This window comes from Sneathia sanguinegens, assembly GCF_001517935.1.
Lineage (GTDB): Bacteria > Fusobacteriota > Fusobacteriia > Fusobacteriales > Leptotrichiaceae > Sneathia > Sneathia sanguinegens.
Genome location: NZ_LOQF01000010.1, coordinates 40782 through 62735, shown reverse-complemented (window position 1 = coordinate 62735; position 21954 = coordinate 40782). Strand labels below are relative to the sequence as shown.

Here is a 21954-nt window from a genome sequence, read left to right as displayed (position 1 = left end):
ATTGATGAAACTGTAACTAAAGTAATTAGCAAGATAAACATATATTCCAAAAATTTTACACGAACTCCTTTAACTATTGCTAAATTAGTATTGAAGCTTGATAAAAGCATTTTGTTGAAATTTGGTATAACAATTAAAATTAAAAGTATAGTTGAGAAAAATAGAACTATAATATCTCTATCAGATACTGTTAAAATTGAACCAAATAAAACACTTTCTAACATATGTGAATTTACTTTAGAAGAAACAAAAATTATTAATGTTCCACCTAGTGCTATAGAAATAGATAAAAAGATTCCAATAAGAGTGTCGGAAGACATTTTTGTTCTATTTCTTGTAAAATTAATTAATAAAGCAAAAATTATGCAATATGTAAAGAGCATAATATATGGAGAGTCATAAGGCTCACCTAATAAAACACCTAGGGCAATTCCTGTTAGTGCAGCATGACCTATAGATTCAGAGAAGAAAGCCATTCTCTTAGTTACAACCATAGTACCCAAACCACCTAAAATTGGACCTATAAATAGAGCAGATAATAGGGAATTAATTACGAAAGCATATTTAAAATAATCTGGCAAAACTCCTATTTCTGCGAGGTGCATAAAAAAGTTTCTAATTGCATCTAACATTTTTTTCTTCTCCTTTAGACATAAATATCAAGTAATTTATCATCAGTCAATTCTTTTTCAGGTTCTCCACTGAAGCAAACTTTTTTCTTTATACAAGTTACAACATCAGCCATTTTACGGACTTGCTTTATATTATGGTGTATCCATAATATTGTAACACCTTCATTTTTTAATTTTGAAATAACATTCATGAAATATTGTTCACCAACGGTATCAATACCAGAAAAAGGTTCATCTAAAATTAAAAGATTAGGTCTAGGATTGATAGCTTGAGCAAGTAAAAGTCTTTGTAATTCTCCACCAGATAAATTACCTAGTAATCTTTTTCTTTTTTCAGTTAAACCGACTTCTTCTAAAATTTCATTAAAATATTTTCTATTCTTTCTACAAACCCCTAAGAATGCTGGACTTGTTTGATAGCAAAGCATTAAAAAGTCCTCTACTGTAATAGGTGAATTTCTTTCAAATTCTAAAAATTGAGGTACATACCCTATTTTATTATTATCTTCATAACTAAGTACAATTTGCCCATCATATGGTACTTGACCTAAAATACAACGGATAAGAGAAGTCTTTCCACCACCATTAGGACCAATCAAACAATTAATTTTGCCTTTTTCTATTCTTAAATTGATATCTTCCAAGATGGAAGTATTACCTAAATTAAGTGATAAATTTTTAATATCTATTTGTATTCCTTTAACCATTATTTACCTTTCGCTAGACTCTTTAAAGTAGTGGCAACATTTGACAAGTCATGTCTTATAAATCTTTCAAAGGCATCAGCTGTATAGTTACCTCTAGTCATGTGTGATAAGTGTGCTATCTTTATACCAGTGGCTTTGTGTAAAGTAATTGCGTTTCTAGGATTTCCACCTTCTTCATCGAATAAGACAGCTATTTTATTTCTTTTTATTTTATCTATTGCATATTTTAAATCACTTGCATTAGGTGCTTGTGCATGTTGTGGTTCTATAACAAGGCTAACTGTTAAACCAAATTCATTTAATAAGTAGTCATAACCTGCATGAGTAGTTGCAACTTTTATATTAGATAAGTTAAGTCCACGAACTTTTCTTAATTCTTGGATTTTAATATTTCTCAATTTGTTAGTATATTGTCTAGCATTTGAAGCATAGAAAGCTCTATTTTTAGGATCTAATTCTCCTAATCTTTTAGCAATATAGTTTATTTGTTGTATGCTTTGAGTTATTGATATAAAGGTATGAGGATTTCTAGCTCTTCCTCTTTTTTGACCAGCAACATTCATTACAGAAGTTTGTGCATCAGCATTAATAACCTTTAATTTTTTATTATTCTTTCTTGCTGCATTTATCATAGGTTTAACAAATTCATCATGACCTATTCCATTTATTACAATATAATCAAGATTAGTTAATTTTTTCATGTCATCTGTAGTTGGATGGTATGAATGTACATCAACATTAGCAGGTATTACAGGAACTACATCCATTTTATCTCTAACTACATTTTTTACATAACTATAATATGGTAACAAAGTGATACCAACCTTTGGTTTAGCAAAGTTGAATATTGAACATAAAAACATTGTTAAAATAACAAAAATCTTATTTTTCATTTTAATTTCCTTTCGCTTCCTTTGATAAGTCGTCGCCAGTGTAAGCAACAACTTCTTTAAGTTGATTAATAGAGTGTGCTAAGGTTTCTTTATTCATATTTTCTTTATATTCTTTAAAGTCTTTAGAATATCTAATCTTATAACTAAAATCTTTTGTATTAATTATTAAAAAGAAATCTCCAGCAACCTTTTTGTCGGAACTAATTCCAACATAATAAACAAAATTATCGTGTGTAAACATGGTCCACTTATGTTTTCCAGTGCTTTCCCACGAGGCGTCTTTTGTAAAAGGCGTGTAAAATAATTCTTCATCCAATATTTTAGGACTTAAGTCTTTATTGTCTTTTTTTAACATTTCATAATCTTGAGCAAAAAGACCTAAATTCGAGAATATTGAGATTTCTTCATTGTTTAAATTTATACTAGAAATTTGTGAACTTGAAATTTCTTTTGTATAAGTTTTAGGATTTGTAAAATATAATAAAAGTCCTGCAATGATAGCTAAGATGATTATGGTTATGGAAACAAATATTGTTTCTTTTTTTGGACTAGCAGGCTTTACTAATTCTTGTTTTATCGCAATCACCACCATTCTTGACATAATTTTAACACTTTAGGAATAAATTTTCAAGAATAAAATACTTTGACTGTCAAAGTAAAATTATTAATTTTATTAGTATACAAACAACAAATATATTGAACTGAATTTGCTGAAATATAGTTTAGGGTATATATTATCGACAAGAAAGGTTTAAAAAAGCTTTTGAACTGAAAAAAATAATAGAAAAAATAGACAAAAAAAAATAAATATAGTATAATTTACAAAAGAAAAAGAACATGTAATACTTATAGTTATATAGAGGGGGAAATTTATGAAAAAGATACTAGCAATGTCAGCAATGATAGCAAGTTTAGTAGCATTAGCAGGTCCAAAAGAAGATATAAATAAGGCTAATGAGTTATTTAAAAAAGGAAAGAATGAAGAAGCAATTAAAATTTTAAAAGAATCAAAAAATGCAAAAGGTGAAAATGTTGAATATGAATATATTAATTATTTTTTAGCAACATCTGGTTCAAAGAGTGAAGAAGAAGCAGTAATGTATTTGAAGAAAGCTTGTGAAGATAAAACATCAAAAAGTCAATATGCAATTAATGCAAATATTCTATTAGCAGATCATGCAAAGACATTAAAAGAAAAAATTGAATATTTAGAAATGCTTGATGCAAGAGTTGGTGACCAAATTGATGTTATGGTTAATTTAGCATTTGACTATAAAAGCACAAATGAAACAGAAAAATTAGCTACATTAAATAAAAGGGTAGAAGCAAAAGGAGAAGATTTTAAAAATGCTTTTGAAATAACATTAGGGAAATTGTACCTTAAAAAAGGAAATGAAACTGAAGCTATGTTACATTTGAGTAAAACTTTAAATTCAAAAGTACCTGTTATAGCATCAGAAACTAATTTAATATTAGCTGAATATAATCTATTAGAAAAGAAAAATGCTAAAAAAGCAAATAGCTATTTTGAAAAAGCAATAAAAATAAATCCAAAAGAAGATATGCTATATGCAAGAATAGGTGTAATTTATACAAATGTAAATGAACTAGCAAAGGCTAAAAAATATTTCTTAAAGGCTTATGAATTAAATAAACAAATAGAACCTAATGTAAAAAATCTATTTACTTTAGCAATTTTATCTAAAGATGCAAAAGATGAAGCAAAATATGCTAATATTATAAAAGCAAAACAAGGATATTATGGTGTAGCTCAATATCTATTAACTATCAATGATTTAAATGATGCAGAAAAATATGCAAAAATGGCAATTGCTGGAAAAGAAAAAGGAGCAGAATTAATAATGGCAATAACTTTAGGAAAAATGGGGAAATTAGATTCAGCACTAAAGGTAGCCAAAGAAGCTTCTAATAAGAAAATAGAAGGTGCAGATAAATTAGTACAAGAAATTGAAATGTTAATAAAAGAATCTGCTAAAACAAAATAAAGAAAAATAATATGAAAAATGTACCTTAGTGGTACATTTTTTTTGCTAAAAATAGTATAATAATGACAAGTAAGGAGGAAATATGTTTGATGCGATAGAATTATTGAATTCAGCAAGACCTAATGAAAATATTAATTTTCATAAGATGTTGCTAGAGGTTATAAAACAATGGAAAAAACATGATACAAAACCTAAAGTTATACTTCACAGTTGTTGTGCACCTTGTAGTACATATACACTTGAATTTATGTGTGAATATGCAGATATTACGATTCTATTTGCAAATTCTAATATACATCCTGAATATGAATATAGAAAAAGAAGTAGTGAACAAAGAAAATTTATAGAAAATTTTAATAGAGAAACTGGAAATAATGTTAAATATATAGAGGATGAATACAAACCTTTGGAATTCTATAAATTAATGAAAGGTCTTGAAAAAGAAAAAGAAGGTGGACTTCGTTGCAGTGCTTGCTTTGCATATAGATTAGATATAGTTGCAAAAAAAGCTGTAGAATTAGGTTATGACTATTTTGGGTCAGCTTTAACATTAAGTCCAATGAAAAATTCACAATTGATTAATAAAATAGGCTTTCATATACAGGGAATATATGCAACAAAATATTTGCCCTCAGATTTTAAAAAAAATAATGGCTATAAAAGATCTATAGAATTATGTGAACTATATGATGTATATAGACAGTGCTATTGTGGCTGTATTTATGCAGCAGACAGAGAAAAATTTAAGGCAGCGATTGAAGAAGGAAAAGAACATGGTTTTTGATTGTATAATAATAGGAGCAGGAGCAGCTGGTGTTGTTTGTGCTATAGAAGCAGGAAGTAGAAAAAAGAAAATTTTGTTATTAGAACATAAGGATAGAATATTAAAAAAAGTTTTAGTAACAGGAAATGGGAGATGTAATTTTACAAATTTGAACGCAGATTATACGAAATATACAGGTATAAATGAAAAATTAATTAAGAATTTATTAAATAATTATGGAAGTTCAAAAGTAATAAATTTTTTTGAAAATTTAGGTATTTGTCCATATACTGAAAATAAAGGTAAGACTTATCCTAGATCTTTGCAAGCCTCTTCTATAGTGGATAGCTTAAGATTAAAGTTAGATGAACTAAAGATAGAAACAAAATTAGAGTATATAATTGATAAAATTGAGAAAAATGGAGAGCTATTTTGTGTTAATAATAAATATTATTCAAAAAAGCTTGTTTTAGCTACGGGGGGTTATAGTTATCAAAATTTAGGTTCAGATGGAAGTGGATATAATCTAGCGAAGAAATTTGGACATAGCTTAACAGAACTTACACCTATTTTGGTACAGCTTAAAACTGAAAAAGAATATGTAAAAGGGTTGGAAGGAATAAAGGTTGACGCAGTTGTTAGTGCAGAATATATGAATGAATGTATAAGAAAAGAAAAAGGAGAGTTACTATTTACTCCATATGGAATTTCAGGGCCTACAATATTTAATTTATCATATCTTTTGCCAAAATATATGTTTAACTTAGTATATTCTGTAGATTTTGTTCCTGAAATGGAAGAATTTGAGTTAGTGCAATATTTGTATAAAAGAAAAAAAATATTAAATAAATTGGAAGCAACAGAGTTTTTAAATGGTTTTTTACCTAAAAAATTAGGTATGTTTTTATTAAAAAAAGCAGGAATAGATAAATTAAATTTAAGTATAAAAGAAATAGATGATAAAACAATAAATAAATTAGCAAATTTACTTAAAAAGTATAAAATAAAAGCTAACGATACTATGGGCTTTAAACAAGCACAGGTTACAGCAGGAGGAATAAATACAAAGTATATAAATGAAATTACCTTAGAATCTAAATTAGTAAAGGGTCTATACTTTGTAGGAGAAATAATGGATATATATGGAGAATGTGGTGGATATAATCTACAATTTGCTTTTGCAACAGGACTGTTAGTAGGGGGTGAAATATGATAAGAATAACGGGATTGAAGGTAAATATAGAACATACGGAAGAAGATTTGAAAAAAAAGATATATGAAAAATTAAATTCTCGTGTAGAAATCAAGCAATTTAAAATAGCTAATAGAGCTGTAGATGCAAGAAAAAAACCTAATATATATTATGTATATTCTGTAGATATAGAAATAGAAAATGAAGAAAAATATATAGATGATAATACAATAAAGAAAATAGAAGAGTTAAAATATGAAATTCCTAATTTGAAAGGGGCTAAGGTTAATAGACCAGTAGTTGTAGGTAGTGGACCTGGAGGACTTTTTGCAGCTTTGATACTCGCAAAAGCAGGACTTAAGCCAATTATACTTGAAAGAGGAGAAGCTGTTGATGAAAGGGTAGAAACAGTGTATCATTTTTTTAAAACTGGAGAGTTAAATGAAATTTCTAATGTGCAATTTGGTGAAGGTGGAGCTGGAACTTTTTCAGATGGTAAATTAACGACTAATAGTAATAATAATAGAAATAAGATAGTTATAGATGAATTGATAAGTGCTGGTGCAGATGAAGCAATATCATATATAGCTAAACCCCACATAGGTACGGATATTTTGGTAAATGTTGTAAAAAAAATAAGAAAACAAATAGAAAAAATGGGTGGAGAGTACAGATTTCTTAATAAATTAGTGGATATAAAATACGAAAATGAAGCTTTAAAAGAACTTGTAGTGGAAGCCCCTGAGGGTGTATATAATTTACAAACAGAATATTGTATTTTAGCTATAGGTCATAGTGCAAGAGATACACTATACATGTTAAAAAATAGAGGAATTAATTTAACAAAAAAAACTTTTGCAGTAGGTTTTAGAATAGAACATAAGCAAGAATATATAAATGAGTGTCAATATGGAAAAAATTATTCAAAGTTATTACCACCTGCAGAATATAAGATAAATGTAAGAACAAAACAAAAAAGAGGAGTTTTCACTTTTTGTATGTGCCCTGGAGGTGTGGTAGTACCTGCTTCTAGTGAACAAGGCTACCTTGCGATAAATGGAATGAGCTATAATAAAAGAAATTTAGAAAATGCTAATTCAGCAGTTTTGGTTAATGTTGAACCGAGTGATTTAGAAGAAGATGTTATGTCAGGTATTGAATTTCAAAGAAAAATAGAAAAAAAAGCCTTTGAATTAGGTGGAGGAAAATATAAAGCACCTGTTCAATTAGCTACAGATTATATTAAAGGAATTAAGACAACAAAGTTATTAGATGTAAAGCCTAGCTATAGCATAGGTTATACACTAACAGACCTTAATGGTATTTTACCACCTATATTAAATGAAAGCTTAAAAGAAGGTTTGGTGCAATTAAATAAAAAAATTAATAATTTTTCAAAAAAAGGAGCTATTTTAACTGGTGTAGAAAGTAGAAGTTCATCTCCAGTTAGAATTAATAGAGATAAAGATAGTTTTAATTGTAACATAAAAGGATTAATACCTTGTGGAGAAGGTGCTGGTTATGCAGGCGGTATAATGACAGCAGCAGTAGATGGAATAAAATGTGCAGAAAAAGTTATGGAGGATATAAAAAATGCTATATAAAAAATGGCTTGAAAGTGAATATATAGATGAAGATGACAAAAAGACTATTTTAAAAATGTCTAAAGAAGAATTAGAAGAAAATTTTTGCAAATATATTAGTTTTGGTACTGGAGGAATAAGGGCAAAAATGGGGCTTGGTACTAATAAACTTAATAAATATATAATAAGAAGAGCAAGTCAAGGTCTAGCAAATTATTTAAAAAAAAGATATAACACTGATATATCTGTTGTAATAGCAAGAGATTGTAGAATTAATTCGGAATTATTTCAAAATGAAACAGCAAAAGTTTTGTCTTCTAATGGAATAAAAGTATATATTTATGATGGTGTTAGAAGTACTCCAGAAATGACTTATGCTATTATAAAATTAAAAACAAAGGCGGGTATAGCAATAACTGCTAGCCATAATACTAAGGAGTATAATGGGTATAAGGTATATTTAGAAGACGGAGGTCAAGTTGTTCCGCCTTATGTAAATGAAATAATAGATGAAATAAATAAGGTAGAATTAAAAGATATAAAATATGAAAATACTGAATTAGTTGAAGTATTAGATAAAAATATAGATGAAGCATTTATCGAGGATATAAAGAAATTAAGCATAAAGCAAGGTAATGTAAATATTGTATATACACCACTACATGGTACAGCAGGTATACCTGTAACAAAAATATTAAAAGAAATGGGATATACAGTTAAAATAGTTGATACACAATTTAAACCAGATGGGAACTTTCCTACTGTAAAAAGTCCAAATCCAGAGTATAAGGAAGCTTTTGATGAAGCTATCAAATATGTGGATAATAATACCGATATAATTATAGGTAATGATCCAGATTCTGATAGGATAGGTGTTGTTATCCCAAATAAGGGTGAATATATATATTTAACAGGTAATGAAATAGGGATGTTAGTCCTAGACTATATCCTAAAAACAAGAGATACATCAAAAAGAAATGTCGTTGCCACTACAATAGTATCTACACCTATGGTAGAGAATGTTAAGGGTATACGGGTTAAAAAGACTTTGACAGGATTTAAGTATATAGGTGAGATAATAAAGAATAGTGAAGAAGACTACTTGTTTGGTTTTGAAGAAAGCTTTGGCTTTCTTTATGGAACAACAACAAGAGATAAAGATGGAGTTAGTGCTACTATGATGGTTGCTGAAATGGCAGCATATTACAAGAAAAATGGAAGTAATTTAATAGAACAATTAAAAAATATACAAAATAAATATGGAAATTACAGGGAAAAAAGAATAAATCTTACTATTGAAGGCGAAAAAGGAAAAGAACAAATTAAAAAGATTATGGAAGAATTTAGAAAGTTAGATATTAAGAAGATAGACTACTTAAATGATAACACTAATTTACCAAAATCAAATGTACTACAATTTGACTATCCTGATAAAACAAGAATTTTAATTAGACCATCAGGAACAGAACCTAAATTAAAGGTATATATTTATGCAATAGGTGAAGAAAAAGCAAAAGAATACAAGGAAGAAATCAAGAGATTTATAGACACACATTAAAGTAATTTGTCGAGTATAGTCTACAAAGATGTTGAAATACATAAAAATCCATAGTATAATCTACATGAGGTGGTGCTATGGATTTTGTTGAAAGAAAAGAATATATTGATAAAATAAAGCCCTTTATTAATAAGCCTGTAATAAAAGTTATAACAGGAATGAGACGTGTAGGAAAATCTACGTTTCTTAAGATAATATCACAAAAAATTTTGAAAGATATTGACGAGAGTAATAAAATATATCTTAACTTTGAAACATTGGAATTATTGAAAATTAAAACAGATATAGAACTGGTAGAGTATTTAAACCCTTTACTAAAAGATAAAAAAAATAAGGTATATATGTTCTTTGATGAAATACAATTAGTTAAAAATTGGGAAAGAGTCATAAATGCACTAAGAGTTGATGAGAATTATGATATATATATTACTGGTTCAAATTCAAGTTTGATGTCATCTAAAATTTCTACTTTGTTATCAGGAAGATATATACAAATTGAGATACAGCCATTTAATTTTAGAGAATTTTTAAAACTTTATTCAGATAAAAATTTAGTTTATGAAGAACTATTTAAAAAATATATAAATATAGGTGGTATACCATTTCTTAAGTATTTTGATTTAGATGAAAATTCATGTGCTAAATATCTACAAGATTTGTATAATACTGTAATAGTAAAGGATGTTATTGAATACAATAAGGTAAGAGATGTTGATATGTTTAATCGTATTTTAACTTATGTATTTGAGAATATAGGGCAAACATTTTCTTCAAGAAGCATACAAAAATTTTTGAAAAATGAAAATAGAAATATTTCTGTTGATACAATATTAAACTATTTAGAATATGCAAAAAGTGCGTATATTATAAAAAAAGTACCAAGATATGATGTTGTAGGCAAAAAAATTTTAAGTGTAGATGAAAAATACTTTATCACAGATCATGGATTAAGATACGCAAAAGGATTTTCAAATGAAAAAAATATTGAAAGAATATTAGAAAACATTGTATATATAGAGCTTTTATCAAGAGGGTATAAGGTCAATATAGGTAGAGTCAATGACAAAGAGATTGACTTCATAGCAGTAAAAGGAGATAAAAAAGAATATTATCAAGTCTCATATTTACTAGAAACAGAAGAAACTAGAAATAGAGAATTTGGTGTATATCAAAAAGTTGAAGATAACTATCCAAAATATGTATTATCAATGGATAAAATAAATTTTAGCCAAAATGGGATTATACATTTAAACATTATACAGTTTTTGTGTGAAAGAAGCATAAATTGACAAGTAAAAATATTAATGTTATCATAAAACATATATGAAAAAAGGAGAACCTAATTTAATGGAAGATAGAAAAGTTAAAGTAAGAATAGCTCCCTCACCAACAGGAGATCCACATGTAGGTACAGCGTATATTGGATTATTCAATTACGCATTTGCAAAACATAATGGAGGTAAATTCATACTCCGTATAGAAGACACAGATAGAACAAGATATTCAGAAACATCTGAACAACAAATATTTGATGCAATGAAATGGCTAGGTCTAAATTATGAGGAAGGGCCAGATGTAGGAGGGCCTTGTGGTCCATATAGACAATCTGAAAGAATGGGAATGTATGCTAAATATGCAGAACAATTAGTTGAAAAAGGAGAAGCATATTACTGTTTTTGTACTCAAGAAAGATTAAAAGCTTTAAGAGAAAGACAAGAAGCAATGCATCAAGCACCAGGGTATGATGGACATTGTAGAAAATTAACAAAAGAAGAAGTAGAAGACTTAAAAAAGAAAAATATACCGTATACAATAAGATTAAAGATGCCATATGATGGTCAAACAATAGTAAAGGATAAGTTAAGAGGAGATATTGCATTTGATAATAGTGGTATTGATGATCAAGTGCTATTAAAATCAGACGGATTCCCTACATATCACTTAGCAAATATTGTAGATGATCATTTGATGGGAATAACAGATGTAATTAGAGCAGAAGAATGGATAGCTTCAACACCTAAGCATGTACAATTGTATAAAGCATTTGGATGGCAAGAACCTAATTGGTATCATATGCCTCTTCTTAGAAATGCAGATAAAACTAAGATCTCAAAGAGAAAGAATCCAGTGTCATTGAACTATTATAGAGAAGAAGGGTATTTAAAAGAAGGAATGTTAAACTTCTTAGCATTAATGGGATGGAGCATGGAAGGTGAAAAAGAAATATTTACCTTGGATGAAATGGTAAAAGAATTTACTTTTGATAGAATTTCTTTGGGTGGACCAGTATTTGACTTAGTTAAATTAGCATGGGTTAATAATCATCATATGAGATTGAAACCAGTAAAAGAATTGGCTGAACTTGCAAGACCTTTTTATGAAAAACTATATGATCTTTCAGGATTAAAGGAAGAAAAATTTGAAAGAATAGTTGAAATAATAAGAGAAGGAGCACATACTTTAAAAGAGCTAGCAAAATTAAGTGATATTTACTTCATTGATAAATTTGATTTACCTAAAATTGAAGAAGGAATGAATAAAAAAGAAAGAAAATCAGTAACAAGAATACTTGATGCACTTAATTCTGAAGTTGGTAAGAAAGCAATTGACTTGTTCAAACAAAAATTAGAAAAATATAATGAAGAAATATCAGAAGAAGAAGCAAAAAACATATTACAAGAATTACAAGATGAATTACAAGAAGGACCATCAGCAGTATTAATGCCATTAAGAGCGGTATTGACAGGAAAATCAAGAGGTGCAGACTTATATACAGTAATTTCTATAATAGGTAAGAAAAGATGTTTAGATAGAATAAATCAATTTTAAGAAAACGCCGAATGGCGTTTTTTTTTACTGTTAAGAAAAAAATAAAAGTATGATATAATTAAAATATAAATTCGGCGAGGTATGTTTGTGTGTAAAGATTTAGAGATAAAACACAATATTATACATTAAATTTTTAAAAAGAATAATTTGAATGTAAATAGCCTAATTATAGAAAAAAAGACTTAAAAATGATATAATTATATTAATAATAAAAGAAGGAATGATTTAATGAAAATTTGTACAACGAAGCTTATTAAAAACATCTTGTTAATTGTTGGATCGGCATTTATTCAATGTTTTGTTATACAATCAATGATGAAGTCTTCAGGTTTAATAGCCATGGGGTTTACTGGTTTAGCACTATTATTACATATGGGGTTGAATATAGTACATGTTAATATATCAATTTCGGTATTCTTAATAGTCCTTAATTTGCCAGTTGCATTGGTGTGTGCGAAGTCTATTAGTAAAAAATTTACGCTTATGTCTTTGTTACAAATAGTACTAGCTTCAATATTCCTAGTAATATTTAATTTCAAACCAATATTTACTTCAGTAATACTTAATGTAACTGTTGGAGCCTTTATTTATGGGTTACAATTAGTTATGGCATTAAGAGCTGGTGGTTCAACTGGTGGAACAGATTTTATTGCATTGTATGTTGCAAATAAGATAAGTAAAACTATTTGGGAATATATTTTTGCATTTAATGCTATTCTTTTATTAGCATTAGGTTTCTTATTTGGCTGGGATAAGGCGGGCTATTCATTAATTTTTCAATTTGTAACGACTTATACAGTGAATAAATTTTATACTAGGTATGTAAGAGTTACTATACAGGTTATAACAGCATGTCCTGATGAAATAATTCAAGAATATATGAAAGTAATTCATCATGGAATTACAAAAGCAAGAGGAGAAGGTGGTTATTCAAAGAAAGAATATGGTATACTTTATGCAGTGGTATCTAGTAGTGATGTTAGAAAAGTTGTTGATATTATAAATCGAATAGATTCCAATGCTATTATAAATATATATAAGACAGAAGATTTTTATGGTAAATTCCATCTTGATCCAATATAGGAGGTTTTTATGGAAAAAAGAGTTACAGGTGATATGAGTATATTAGAAGCTGTCGAAAAATATCCCATAATAACAGAAGTATTGATGAGATATGGACTAGGTTGCACAGGTTGTTTCATTTCTGAAATGGAAACAGTATATGAAGGTATAGCTGTACATGGTTTAGATCCAGATATAGTTATAGATGAAATAAATATGCTAATAGAAATGCAGGAAAATGGAGAACTTGATTATTAATGCAAACTACAGGTAATATTTTAAAAAAATATATAAAGAAAAAAATAAAAAGAGATGATTTAGCTAAGCTTTTGGGAATAAGTCCACAATATCTGAGCAATATTATGAATGATAAAAGAAAAGCTTCTAAAAATCTTTTAAATAAATTGATTATTTCACTTGGTATAGAAGGTGAAGACAGAGAACAATTAAAAGCTTATGAAAAAGAACGCTTAAAAGCTAAAAACTATGAGCTAATAAAAAAAATATTAACTAAGGAGGGCTTAAAAAGTGATGGTAGTGAAAAAATTTACTCTAGAGGAGGAAATTTATTTAATACATTAACCAATTTAAGCCTTTTTGTTAATATTGACTTTGATATTTTTGATTTTGTTAAAGGTGATATTTTAGCTTTTAAAAAATATACAAATGAAAATTTAAATAATAGCTATTGTTTAATAGCTGATAAGCTATATAAAGTAAAACAGGTAAATGATAGCTATATTTTAGAAAGTGATGAAATAAAAATAGTTAAAGAAATATCTATAGAATATATATTAGAATATATCATTAGGAGGGTAAAAAAATGAGTAGAAAATATTTCGGTACAGATGGTATTAGAGGAGAAGCAAATAAAGATTTGAATATAGAACTTGTTACAAGATTGGGACTAGCATTAGGATATTATTTAAACAAGAATAATAAGAATAAGGATGTTAAACCTAAAATAGTATTAGGAACAGATACAAGAATATCAGGATATATGATAAGATCTGCATTTTCAGCAGGACTTACTGCAATTGGAGTAAATATTGACTTCGTTGGAGTTTTACCTACACCAGGGATAAGCTATTTAACAAGAGTAAAAGGTGTTGATGCAGGTGTTATGATATCAGCTTCACATAATCCTATAAAAGATAATGGTATAAAAATATTCAGTAGTGATGGATTCAAATTACCAGATGAAATAGAAGAAGAATTAGAAGGATATATGGATAATAAAGAATTAATGATGCAAAATCTAGTTCCAGCAGAAAGATTAGGTAGATTTATCTTCGTTGAAGACGATATGAAGATGTATAGAAGATTTTTAAGAAGTACAGCACATATAAAATTCAATGGCTTTAAGATAGTTATAGATACAGCAAATGGAGCAGCATACCGTGTGGCAGCAAAGGTTTTCCAAGGCTTGGGAGCAGATGTAATAGTTATTAATAATATTCCAAATGGGAAGAATATTAATGTTAACTGTGGTTCAACACATCCACAACTATTACAAGAAATGGTTAAATTATACAAAGCTAATATAGGTCTTGCATATGATGGTGATGCAGATAGATTAATAGCTGTTGATGAAAAAGGTAATATAATAGATGGAGATTTAACAATAGCAATAATTGCAATGAATCTTAAAAAACGTGGATTACTTAATTCAAACACTGTAGTAACAACAGTACTAAGTAATATGGGCTTTGAAAAATATTTACATAAAAAAGGAATAAGATTAGTAAGATCAAATGTAGGCGACAGATATGTACTAGAAAAAATGCAACAACAATCACTAAACTTAGGTGGAGAACAATCTGGACATATAATAATGCTTGACCATAATACAACAGGGGACGGAATTTTATCATCAATACAATTAGTTCAAGCTGTAATAGAATCAAAGAAAAAATTAAGCGAATTAGTAGAAAAAATAACATTATGGCCTCAAAAAATGGAAAATATACAAGTTGCAAAAGAAAAGAAGCTAACATGGCATGAAAATGAAGTAATAATCAATGCAATAAAGAAGGCTAGCGAAGAATTAACTGGAGTTGGAAGAATTTTAGTTAGACCATCAGGAACTGAATCATTGATAAGAGTAATGGTTGAAGCTAAAGAACAAAAATTAGTTGATAAGTATGTAAAAGAATTAAGTGATGTAGTTAGAAATGAGTTATGCTAATGCATGACGATTTTGCAAGAATATATGATGAATTTACAAAAGATGTAGACTATAATTCATGGTATAAATTTTTAAGAAAATATATAAAAAAAGGAAATATATTAGATATAGGTTGTGGAACGGCTAGCTTAACTAAGCTATTTTATGAAGATGGTTTTGATATAATAGGTTTAGATATATCTAAGTCTATGCTTGAAGTAGCAAGAAAAAAAGCTAGTCAAATTCCATATTTTTGCGTAGATATACAAAAAAATAAATTAGATAAAAAATTCAAGTATATAATGTGTAATTTTGATACTGTTAATTATTTAAAAGATTTTTCTTCTTTTATTAAACATTGTTCTCAAATGCAAGATAATAATGGAATTTTAATTTTTGATATAGTTAGTGAAGAAATATTTGACGAAATTTTTGAAAATGATTTGTTCATAGACGAAGAAGAAAATTATACAGCAATATGGAGACATGAAAAGAAAAAGAAGAATATTCATAATATAGATATAGATTTATTTATAAAACAAGGAGAACTATATAAAAAATATGTAGAACATTATACGAAATATATTTATGAAATGGAAGAAATTATAGAAGTTTTAAATAATAATTCATATATTCTATATGATGTGGCAAAGAATTCAAAATATGGAGAAGCAAGAATTTTTGTAATTGCAAAGAAAAGAGAAATATGAAAAAAAAATTAGATGACGATTTAAAAAAGTTAAATGATTCAGAATATTCAGACTTAGTTGAGAGTATTAGTTTTTTACCAAAGGATGAAAAGAATTTTGATGAAGATGGTCATGAAAAGAAAAAAATAAAAATTAGTAAATTTACAAAATATTTTACTACAGCAACAGGTTTTATTTATACTTTAACAGCACCCTGCATCTTATTATTAACAATATACTATATCTTGGTTAAATACTATTTTTTAAAAAGTAAACCAGTATTATTGATTGTTTTGATTGTTTTAGGTATTTTGACTGGTTATTGGTCTTTATTTAAAGAAATTGGAGGGCATAAAAAATGAAAAAAATGCTATTTTTAGTGAGTTTAGTACAATTTTTGACATTTTCAAATGAAATAAAATTAACCCTATTTCAAGATGCGAATATTAATGAAAAGCCTAAAGAAGCTTTGATAAAAATATCTAATAAAAAAGAAGAAGATATATCTAATTTTTCAAAAAACTTGGAAAAATATTCTACAGATTTTAAATTTCTAAATTTTTCAAATATTTATGAAAAAAAAGTAGAAGGATATAAGCTAAGTGTGGTTTTTAACAAAAAATACGATATGCTTTTTGAAACTAAAGCTAATACAAAAAAAGAAGTTATAGAAAAGATGCTAAAGGAAGTAGAAAAATTAAAAAATATTAAATTAGTAAGTTTTAATATGGAAAAAATTTATTCAAATGAACCTAAGGTGTATAAGAATTATCTAATTAAAGTTAAAAATTTAAAGGAAATAAATGAGATTATTGATCTTTGTAAAAAGTATAAATTAGATATAAATAATCCGGAATATTTATATGATAATGGTAATGTTCCATATAATGATATCCTTTATAATACAAAAGAAAAGGCAAAAAAAATATCAGATTTATTGAAATATAGCTTTGATGACAAAAATTTTGTTTTAAGTGAATTGAATAATGAAAATATTGGAAATATTTTCCCAATGTATTACAAAGCAATGGATAGTAATATACAAGTTCCAAATAAAAACACTATAGTAAATTCAAAAGTAGAATATATTTTGAAAAATAATTCATATAAAAAATTAAATGGTAAAATAAAAGTATATGGACATGCTAGTGAATATGTTGATGCTAGTAATGCAAATATTACAGTAGAAGTTAATGATGATAATTTAGTTGAAAAATTAAAAGCATATGGTTTTAAAACAAAAAGTTATGAATACTATAAGTCATACTCAGATGAAATAGAACAAATAACCACACTAGAATTAAAACCAACTGAAATAAAAAATATAAGATATTTATTAACCAATATAGACAAATTGAAGGTGGAAGCTAATACAAGAGATAAGGCAGTTAAAAAGGCAGAAAATATAATAAAAGAATTCAAGGCAAATGGAGTTAATTTGGTGATAAATAATCAAAGTATTAAAAATATAAGAAATAACAAGGAAAAAATGTTTTTATCACATATTTTAACTGCTAAGGTTAAAGATATGGAAAAATTAAATGAAATATTTATTGAATTAGGTAAAATGAACTTGGATAATATAAGTGTATATTATGAAATAGATGACAAGGATATATATATTAAAGCTTTAGAAAATGCTATAGAAAAATTAAAAAACTTTAAAGCTTATCAAATTACAAGTATAAAAGAAATAAAAAATATGGATAAGTCATTTAGTTCATTGCCAATAAAATTAACTAAGAGTATAGAAGTAGAAGCAGATATAGAAAGGTAAGATATGGTAGTTCACAAATATGGAGGCTCTTCTGTAGCAACTATAGAAAAAATAGAAAATATTGCAAAGCATTTGAAAAAAATCTATGAAAGTGGAGAAAAAATAGTGGTAGTAGTATCCGCTATGGGAAAAACTACAAATGCTTTGATAGCAAAGGCTCATGAAATTACAACAAATCCTAATTTGCGAGAGTTAGATAGATTAATGTCTATAGGTGAAAATCAAACGATAGCTCTTTTAGCTATAGCTTTGAATAATATAGGAGTTCCTAGTATATCATTAACTGGAGAACAAATTCCAATAATTACAAAAGGTGTGCATACTAAAAATATAATAGAAACAATAAATACAAATAAAATAGATAAATTACTTTCAGAGGGGAAGATAGTTGTAGTTGCAGGTTTTCAAGGTATAAATAGTATGGGAGATGTTACTACTTTAGGTAGAGGAGGTTCTGATACAACAGCAGTAGCCTTGGCAGCAGCCTTGAAGTGTAAGTGTGAAATTTATACAGATGTTGATGGTATCTATAGAATAGATCCTAGAATTTATGAAAAAGCAACTAAGATAAAAACTATACAATATAATGAAATGATGGAGCTTGCTTATCTTGGGGCAGGAGTTATGGAACCTAGAGCTATAGAATTGGGGTATAAGTATTCTGTACCTATTTATGTAGGAAAAAGCTTAGGTGAAAAAAATGGAACAAATATAGTTAAGGAGTGTAAGATGGAAGAGCAAGAAATAACTGGTATTTCTGTAAATTCAAATACTTTGATGGTTACAATAGATGGTATAGCGACTTATGCTAGAAATCTTGAGCCTATATTTAAAAAAGTTAGTGAACTTGGAATAAATATAGATATAATAAGCCAAAATGATGTAATATCTGAAAATGGAAGTATTGCTTTTACAACAGCAAGAACAGATGAAAATTTATTAAATAAGTTATTTTCTTCTTTAAAAATGGGAACTGATGTTAAGGTATTAATTAATAAAAATGTTGCTAAGGTTTCATTGGTTGGAATAGGAATTATGACACATGGTAGTGTAGTAGCAAAGATATTTGAAATATTGATGGATAATAATTTGAGTTTCCATCAAATATCTACTTCTGAAATTAGCATATCATTAATAGTTAATGAAAATATAGCAACGAAAGTTGCAGAATTACTTGCACAAAAATTTAAAATAGGGGGATAAAATAATGGAATTTAAGGGAGCATATACAGCATTAATTACACCATTTAAAGAAGATTATGCTGTAGATTATGAAAAATTAGAAGATTTAGTTGAATTCCAAGTCGAAAATGGAATTTCTGGTATAGTCGTTTGTGGAACTACAGGGGAAACACCAACATTAAGTGAAGAAGAATATAAGAAGGTTATAAAAACTGTAGTGGATAAGGTTGCTAAAAGAGTTCAAGTTATAGCAGGTGCAGGAGCTAATTCTACTAAAAAAGCTATAGAATTGACAAAAATTTGTAAAGAATTGGGAGCTGATGCAGTATTATCAACTTGTCCTTACTATAATAAACCAACTCAAAGAGGAATACAAGCTCATTATGAAGCAATAAGTAGTGCTGTGGATATACCATTAATAATATATAATGTTCCAGGTAGAACAGGATCTAATGTATTACCTGAAACTATAGAAAAATTATCACATATACCTAATATAGTTGGTGTTAAAGAAGCTAGTGGTAGCCTAGAACAAATGATAGAAATTAGAAAATTATGCAGAAAAAATTTCAATATTTTGTCAGGAGAAGATCATTTAATTATGCCTATGAGTGCAGTAGGTTGCAGAGGGGTAATATCAGTTATAGCAAATATTTTACCTAAAAAAGTTTCAGAATTCTATAATTTACAAGGTGAAGAAAAGGAAGCAATGCATGAATATCTATATGATATAAGTAGAAATTTATTCATAGAAGGAAATCCTGTAACAGTTAAAGAAGCAATGGATATTTTAGGGCTTGCAAGTAATAGAGTTAGACTTCCTTTGGTTAGTGCAGAACCAAAAACAAGAGAAAAACTAAAGAATTTATTTAAGTTGAAAGGACTTTTATGAAATTTGAAAAGTATCAAGGCTTGGGTAATGATTTCATAATATTAGATGAAGATATAGATGAAAAAAGAGTAAAAGAGCTGTGTGATAGACATTTTGGAATAGGAGCAGATGGTTTAATTATTCATACATATAAAGATGGTTTGCCATATATGAAATTTTTTAACGCAGATGGTAGTCGTGCTAAGATGTGTGGTAATGGTATTCGTTGTTATGCAGCTTATCTATATTCAAAGAAAATACCCTATACCAAAATATATACTTTAGCTGGAATCAAAGAAATAGAAAAAATTGATGATAAGTATAAAGTATATATGGGCAAGGCTAAGATAGATTTTTTAGAATATTCTTATAAAGATTTAAAATTAAATAGTATAAATACTGGAACTGAACATTGTGTAATAATTGCTGATAAAAGTCTTAAAGAATTAGAAATTATTGCAAAAGATTTGTCAAATAGAAAAGACCTATTTCCAAAGGGAACTAATGTAAATATGATAAATATAAAAGATAGAAAAAATATACAAATGTATACCTATGAAAGAGGTGTTGGAATAACTTTGGCTTGTGGAACAGGAGCTTGTGCAAGTGCATATTTAGCAAATTTAAAAAATTTGGTTGAACCAAAAGTTAGGGTACAATTATTAGGCGGAGTATTAGAAATAACAATTTCAAAAGATGATATATATATGTTAGGAGATGCAAAAAAAGTTTTTGAAGGAGAAATATAATGAAGTTAAATGTAGCAGTAGTTGGAGCAACGGGTCTAGTTGGAAGAACAATGTTAAAGGTTTTAGAAGAGAGAAATTTTCCAATAAATAAACTATACCTTTACGCTTCAAAAAGATCAAAAGGTAAAAAAATGTTGTATAATAATACTGAATATACAATAATTGAATTAACTGATGAAAATATAGCAAATGATATAGATATAGCTCTATTTTCAGCAGGAGCAGATACATCAAGAGTTTTTGCACCTAAATTTGTGAAAAAAGGAGCAATAGTTATTGATAATAGTAGTTGTTTTAGAATGGATAAAGATAAAGAGCTAATAGTTCCTGAAGTAAATAAAAATAGAATACCTGAAAAAGGAATTATAGCAAATCCTAATTGTTCAACTATAACTGTTATGCCAGCATTGAAATTTTTAAGAGATGCTTATGGTTTAAAAAGAGTAGTATATTCTACATATCAATCTGTATCTGGTGCAGGTAAGAAAGGACTTGAAGATTTGGAAAATAATTTACAAGGTTTACCTAGCCAAAAGTTTGATGATAAAATAGCCTTTAATTTAATTCCATATATAGATAAATTTTTAGATTCAGGTTACACAAAGGAAGAACAAAAAATGATAGATGAATCAAGAAAGATATTAGAACTTCCAAATTTGAAAGTTACAGCAACTTGCGTAAGAGTACCCGTAAGATATTCACATGGAGTTAGTGTCAATGTTGAATTAGAAAAGGACTTTAAATTGGAAGATGTAATAGAAGGACTTAAAAATACTGAAGGAGTAATAGTAGAAGTAGGTAAATATCCTATGCCTATATATGTTGAAGGTAAAGATGAAACTTATGTAGGTCGTATTAGAAGAGATTCTTCGGTTGAGTATGGTCTTAATATGTGGATAGTAGCTGATAATATCAGAAAAGGGGCAGCAACAAATGCTGTACAAATTGCACAAGAAATTCTGAAGAAAAAGGAGGAGTAGGTATGAAGGAGGCCTTAGACAAAATTAAGGTAGCTGAAGACCAAGCAGCAAAGATTGTACTTGATGCGAGCAAAAAGGTAAAAGATATACTTAATGAAGCAACCAATAAAGCTCAGTTAATATATTCAGAAAAAATTGAGAGTAAGAAAAAGGAATTGGGAGATAAATTAGCTTCTAGTACTAAAAATTTAAGGGACGAATTAAGTATAGAAATACAAGATGCTACGAGCAAAGCAAATGAAATATTGGTAAATGTTAAGGAAAATGGGAATGAAGTTGTGAAAGCAATTTTATCTGACCTATTGAAGTAAGGT

General features: G+C 27.6%; 23 protein-coding genes. 19 read left to right on the top strand and 4 right to left on the bottom strand.

The window, feature by feature from the left end; genetic code table 11:
- From AWT65_RS05220 to AWT65_RS05205, 4 genes are all read right to left on the bottom strand, one after another.
- The coding region (locus AWT65_RS05220; protein ID WP_066729987.1) for a metal ABC transporter permease at positions 1-632 on the bottom strand (632 nt) is incomplete at its 3' end.
- Between the two features lie 14 nt (positions 633-646).
- Entirely contained in the window at positions 647-1339 is a 693-nt protein-coding gene (locus AWT65_RS05215) for a metal ABC transporter ATP-binding protein (RefSeq protein WP_066729986.1), read from the bottom strand.
- Positions 1339-2232 (bottom strand): metal ABC transporter solute-binding protein, Zn/Mn family, encoded by an 894-nt coding sequence (locus AWT65_RS05210; RefSeq protein WP_066729985.1) that lies wholly within the window; start codon positions 2230-2232, stop codon positions 1339-1341. Before AWT65_RS05210 ends, AWT65_RS05215 begins: the two co-directional genes overlap by 1 nt.
- Position 2233: 1 nt before the next feature.
- Positions 2234-2833 (bottom strand): DUF6162 family protein, encoded by a 600-nt coding sequence (locus AWT65_RS05205; RefSeq protein ID WP_066729984.1) that lies wholly within the window; start codon positions 2831-2833, stop codon positions 2234-2236.
- A 271-nt stretch (positions 2834-3104) separates the two neighbouring features.
- Between AWT65_RS05205 and AWT65_RS05200 the strand changes: the two genes are divergently transcribed.
- The 19 genes from AWT65_RS05200 (at position 3105) to AWT65_RS05110 (ending at position 21951) form a co-directional block, all read left to right on the top strand.
- Positions 3105-4238, top strand: coding sequence for a tetratricopeptide repeat protein (locus tag AWT65_RS05200; RefSeq protein ID WP_066729983.1), 1134 nt, complete (start codon positions 3105-3107; stop codon positions 4236-4238).
- Positions 4239-4320: 82 nt separating this feature from the next.
- Positions 4321-5022, top strand: coding sequence for an epoxyqueuosine reductase QueH (locus AWT65_RS05195; RefSeq protein ID WP_066729982.1), 702 nt, complete (start codon positions 4321-4323; stop codon positions 5020-5022).
- Complete coding sequence (locus tag AWT65_RS05190; RefSeq protein ID WP_066729981.1) at positions 5012-6214, top strand: BaiN/RdsA family NAD(P)/FAD-dependent oxidoreductase; 1203 nt, start codon at positions 5012-5014, stop codon at positions 6212-6214. Before AWT65_RS05195 ends, AWT65_RS05190 begins: the two co-directional genes overlap by 11 nt.
- Positions 6211-7797 (top strand): NAD(P)/FAD-dependent oxidoreductase, encoded by a 1587-nt coding sequence (locus AWT65_RS05185; protein ID WP_066729980.1) that lies wholly within the window; start codon positions 6211-6213, stop codon positions 7795-7797. Before AWT65_RS05190 ends, AWT65_RS05185 begins: the two co-directional genes overlap by 4 nt.
- Complete coding sequence (locus tag AWT65_RS05180) at positions 7787-9334, top strand: phospho-sugar mutase (RefSeq protein WP_066729979.1); 1548 nt, start codon at positions 7787-7789, stop codon at positions 9332-9334. The genes AWT65_RS05185 and AWT65_RS05180 overlap by 11 nt, the downstream gene beginning before the upstream one ends.
- A 77-nt stretch (positions 9335-9411) precedes the next feature.
- Entirely contained in the window at positions 9412-10623 is a 1212-nt protein-coding gene (locus tag AWT65_RS05175) for an ATP-binding protein (protein WP_066729978.1), read from the top strand.
- Between the two features lie 58 nt (positions 10624-10681).
- Positions 10682-12163 carry a glutamate--tRNA ligase gene (gltX, locus tag AWT65_RS05170; RefSeq protein WP_066729977.1) on the top strand — a complete coding sequence of 494 codons (1482 nt, stop codon included), beginning with the start codon at positions 10682-10684 and terminating at the stop codon, positions 12161-12163.
- 228 nt (positions 12164-12391) lie between these two features.
- Positions 12392-13246: a YitT family protein gene (locus AWT65_RS05165; protein WP_066729976.1), complete on the top strand. Its 855-nt coding sequence runs from the start codon at positions 12392-12394 to the stop codon at positions 13244-13246.
- 9 nt (positions 13247-13255) lie between these two features.
- On the top strand, positions 13256-13483 hold the full coding sequence (locus tag AWT65_RS05160; protein WP_066729975.1) for a DUF1858 domain-containing protein: 228 nt from the start codon (positions 13256-13258) through the stop codon (positions 13481-13483).
- Complete coding sequence (locus tag AWT65_RS05155) at positions 13483-14052, top strand: helix-turn-helix domain-containing protein (protein ID WP_066729974.1); 570 nt, start codon at positions 13483-13485, stop codon at positions 14050-14052. Before AWT65_RS05160 ends, AWT65_RS05155 begins: the two co-directional genes overlap by 1 nt.
- Entirely contained in the window at positions 14049-15413 is a 1365-nt protein-coding gene (gene glmM, locus AWT65_RS05150) for a phosphoglucosamine mutase (protein WP_066729973.1), read from the top strand. Before AWT65_RS05155 ends, glmM begins: the two co-directional genes overlap by 4 nt.
- The gene (locus tag AWT65_RS05145; protein WP_066729972.1) at positions 15413-16102 is read left to right on the top strand and encodes a class I SAM-dependent DNA methyltransferase; all 690 of its coding nucleotides are present in this window, start codon (positions 15413-15415) and stop codon (positions 16100-16102) included. The genes glmM and AWT65_RS05145 overlap by 1 nt, the downstream gene beginning before the upstream one ends.
- Positions 16099-16443 carry a hypothetical protein gene (locus AWT65_RS05140; RefSeq protein WP_066729971.1) on the top strand — a complete coding sequence of 115 codons (345 nt, stop codon included), beginning with the start codon at positions 16099-16101 and terminating at the stop codon, positions 16441-16443. The genes AWT65_RS05145 and AWT65_RS05140 overlap by 4 nt, the downstream gene beginning before the upstream one ends.
- The gene (locus AWT65_RS05135; RefSeq protein ID WP_066729970.1) at positions 16440-17858 is read left to right on the top strand and encodes a hypothetical protein; all 1419 of its coding nucleotides are present in this window, start codon (positions 16440-16442) and stop codon (positions 17856-17858) included. The genes AWT65_RS05140 and AWT65_RS05135 overlap by 4 nt, the downstream gene beginning before the upstream one ends.
- A 3-nt stretch (positions 17859-17861) precedes the next feature.
- Complete coding sequence (locus AWT65_RS05130) at positions 17862-19061, top strand: aspartate kinase (protein WP_066729969.1); 1200 nt, start codon at positions 17862-17864, stop codon at positions 19059-19061.
- A 4-nt stretch (positions 19062-19065) separates the two neighbouring features.
- Complete coding sequence (dapA, locus tag AWT65_RS05125) at positions 19066-19932, top strand: 4-hydroxy-tetrahydrodipicolinate synthase (protein WP_066729968.1); 867 nt, start codon at positions 19066-19068, stop codon at positions 19930-19932.
- On the top strand, positions 19929-20660 hold the full coding sequence (gene dapF, locus AWT65_RS05120; RefSeq protein ID WP_066729967.1) for a diaminopimelate epimerase: 732 nt from the start codon (positions 19929-19931) through the stop codon (positions 20658-20660). Before dapA ends, dapF begins: the two co-directional genes overlap by 4 nt.
- Entirely contained in the window at positions 20657-21640 is a 984-nt protein-coding gene (locus AWT65_RS05115) for an aspartate-semialdehyde dehydrogenase (protein WP_374041693.1), read from the top strand. Before dapF ends, AWT65_RS05115 begins: the two co-directional genes overlap by 4 nt.
- A 2-nt stretch (positions 21641-21642) precedes the next feature.
- Entirely contained in the window at positions 21643-21951 is a 309-nt protein-coding gene (locus AWT65_RS05110; RefSeq protein ID WP_066729965.1) for a hypothetical protein, read from the top strand.
- The last annotated feature ends 3 nt before the right edge of the window (positions 21952-21954 follow it).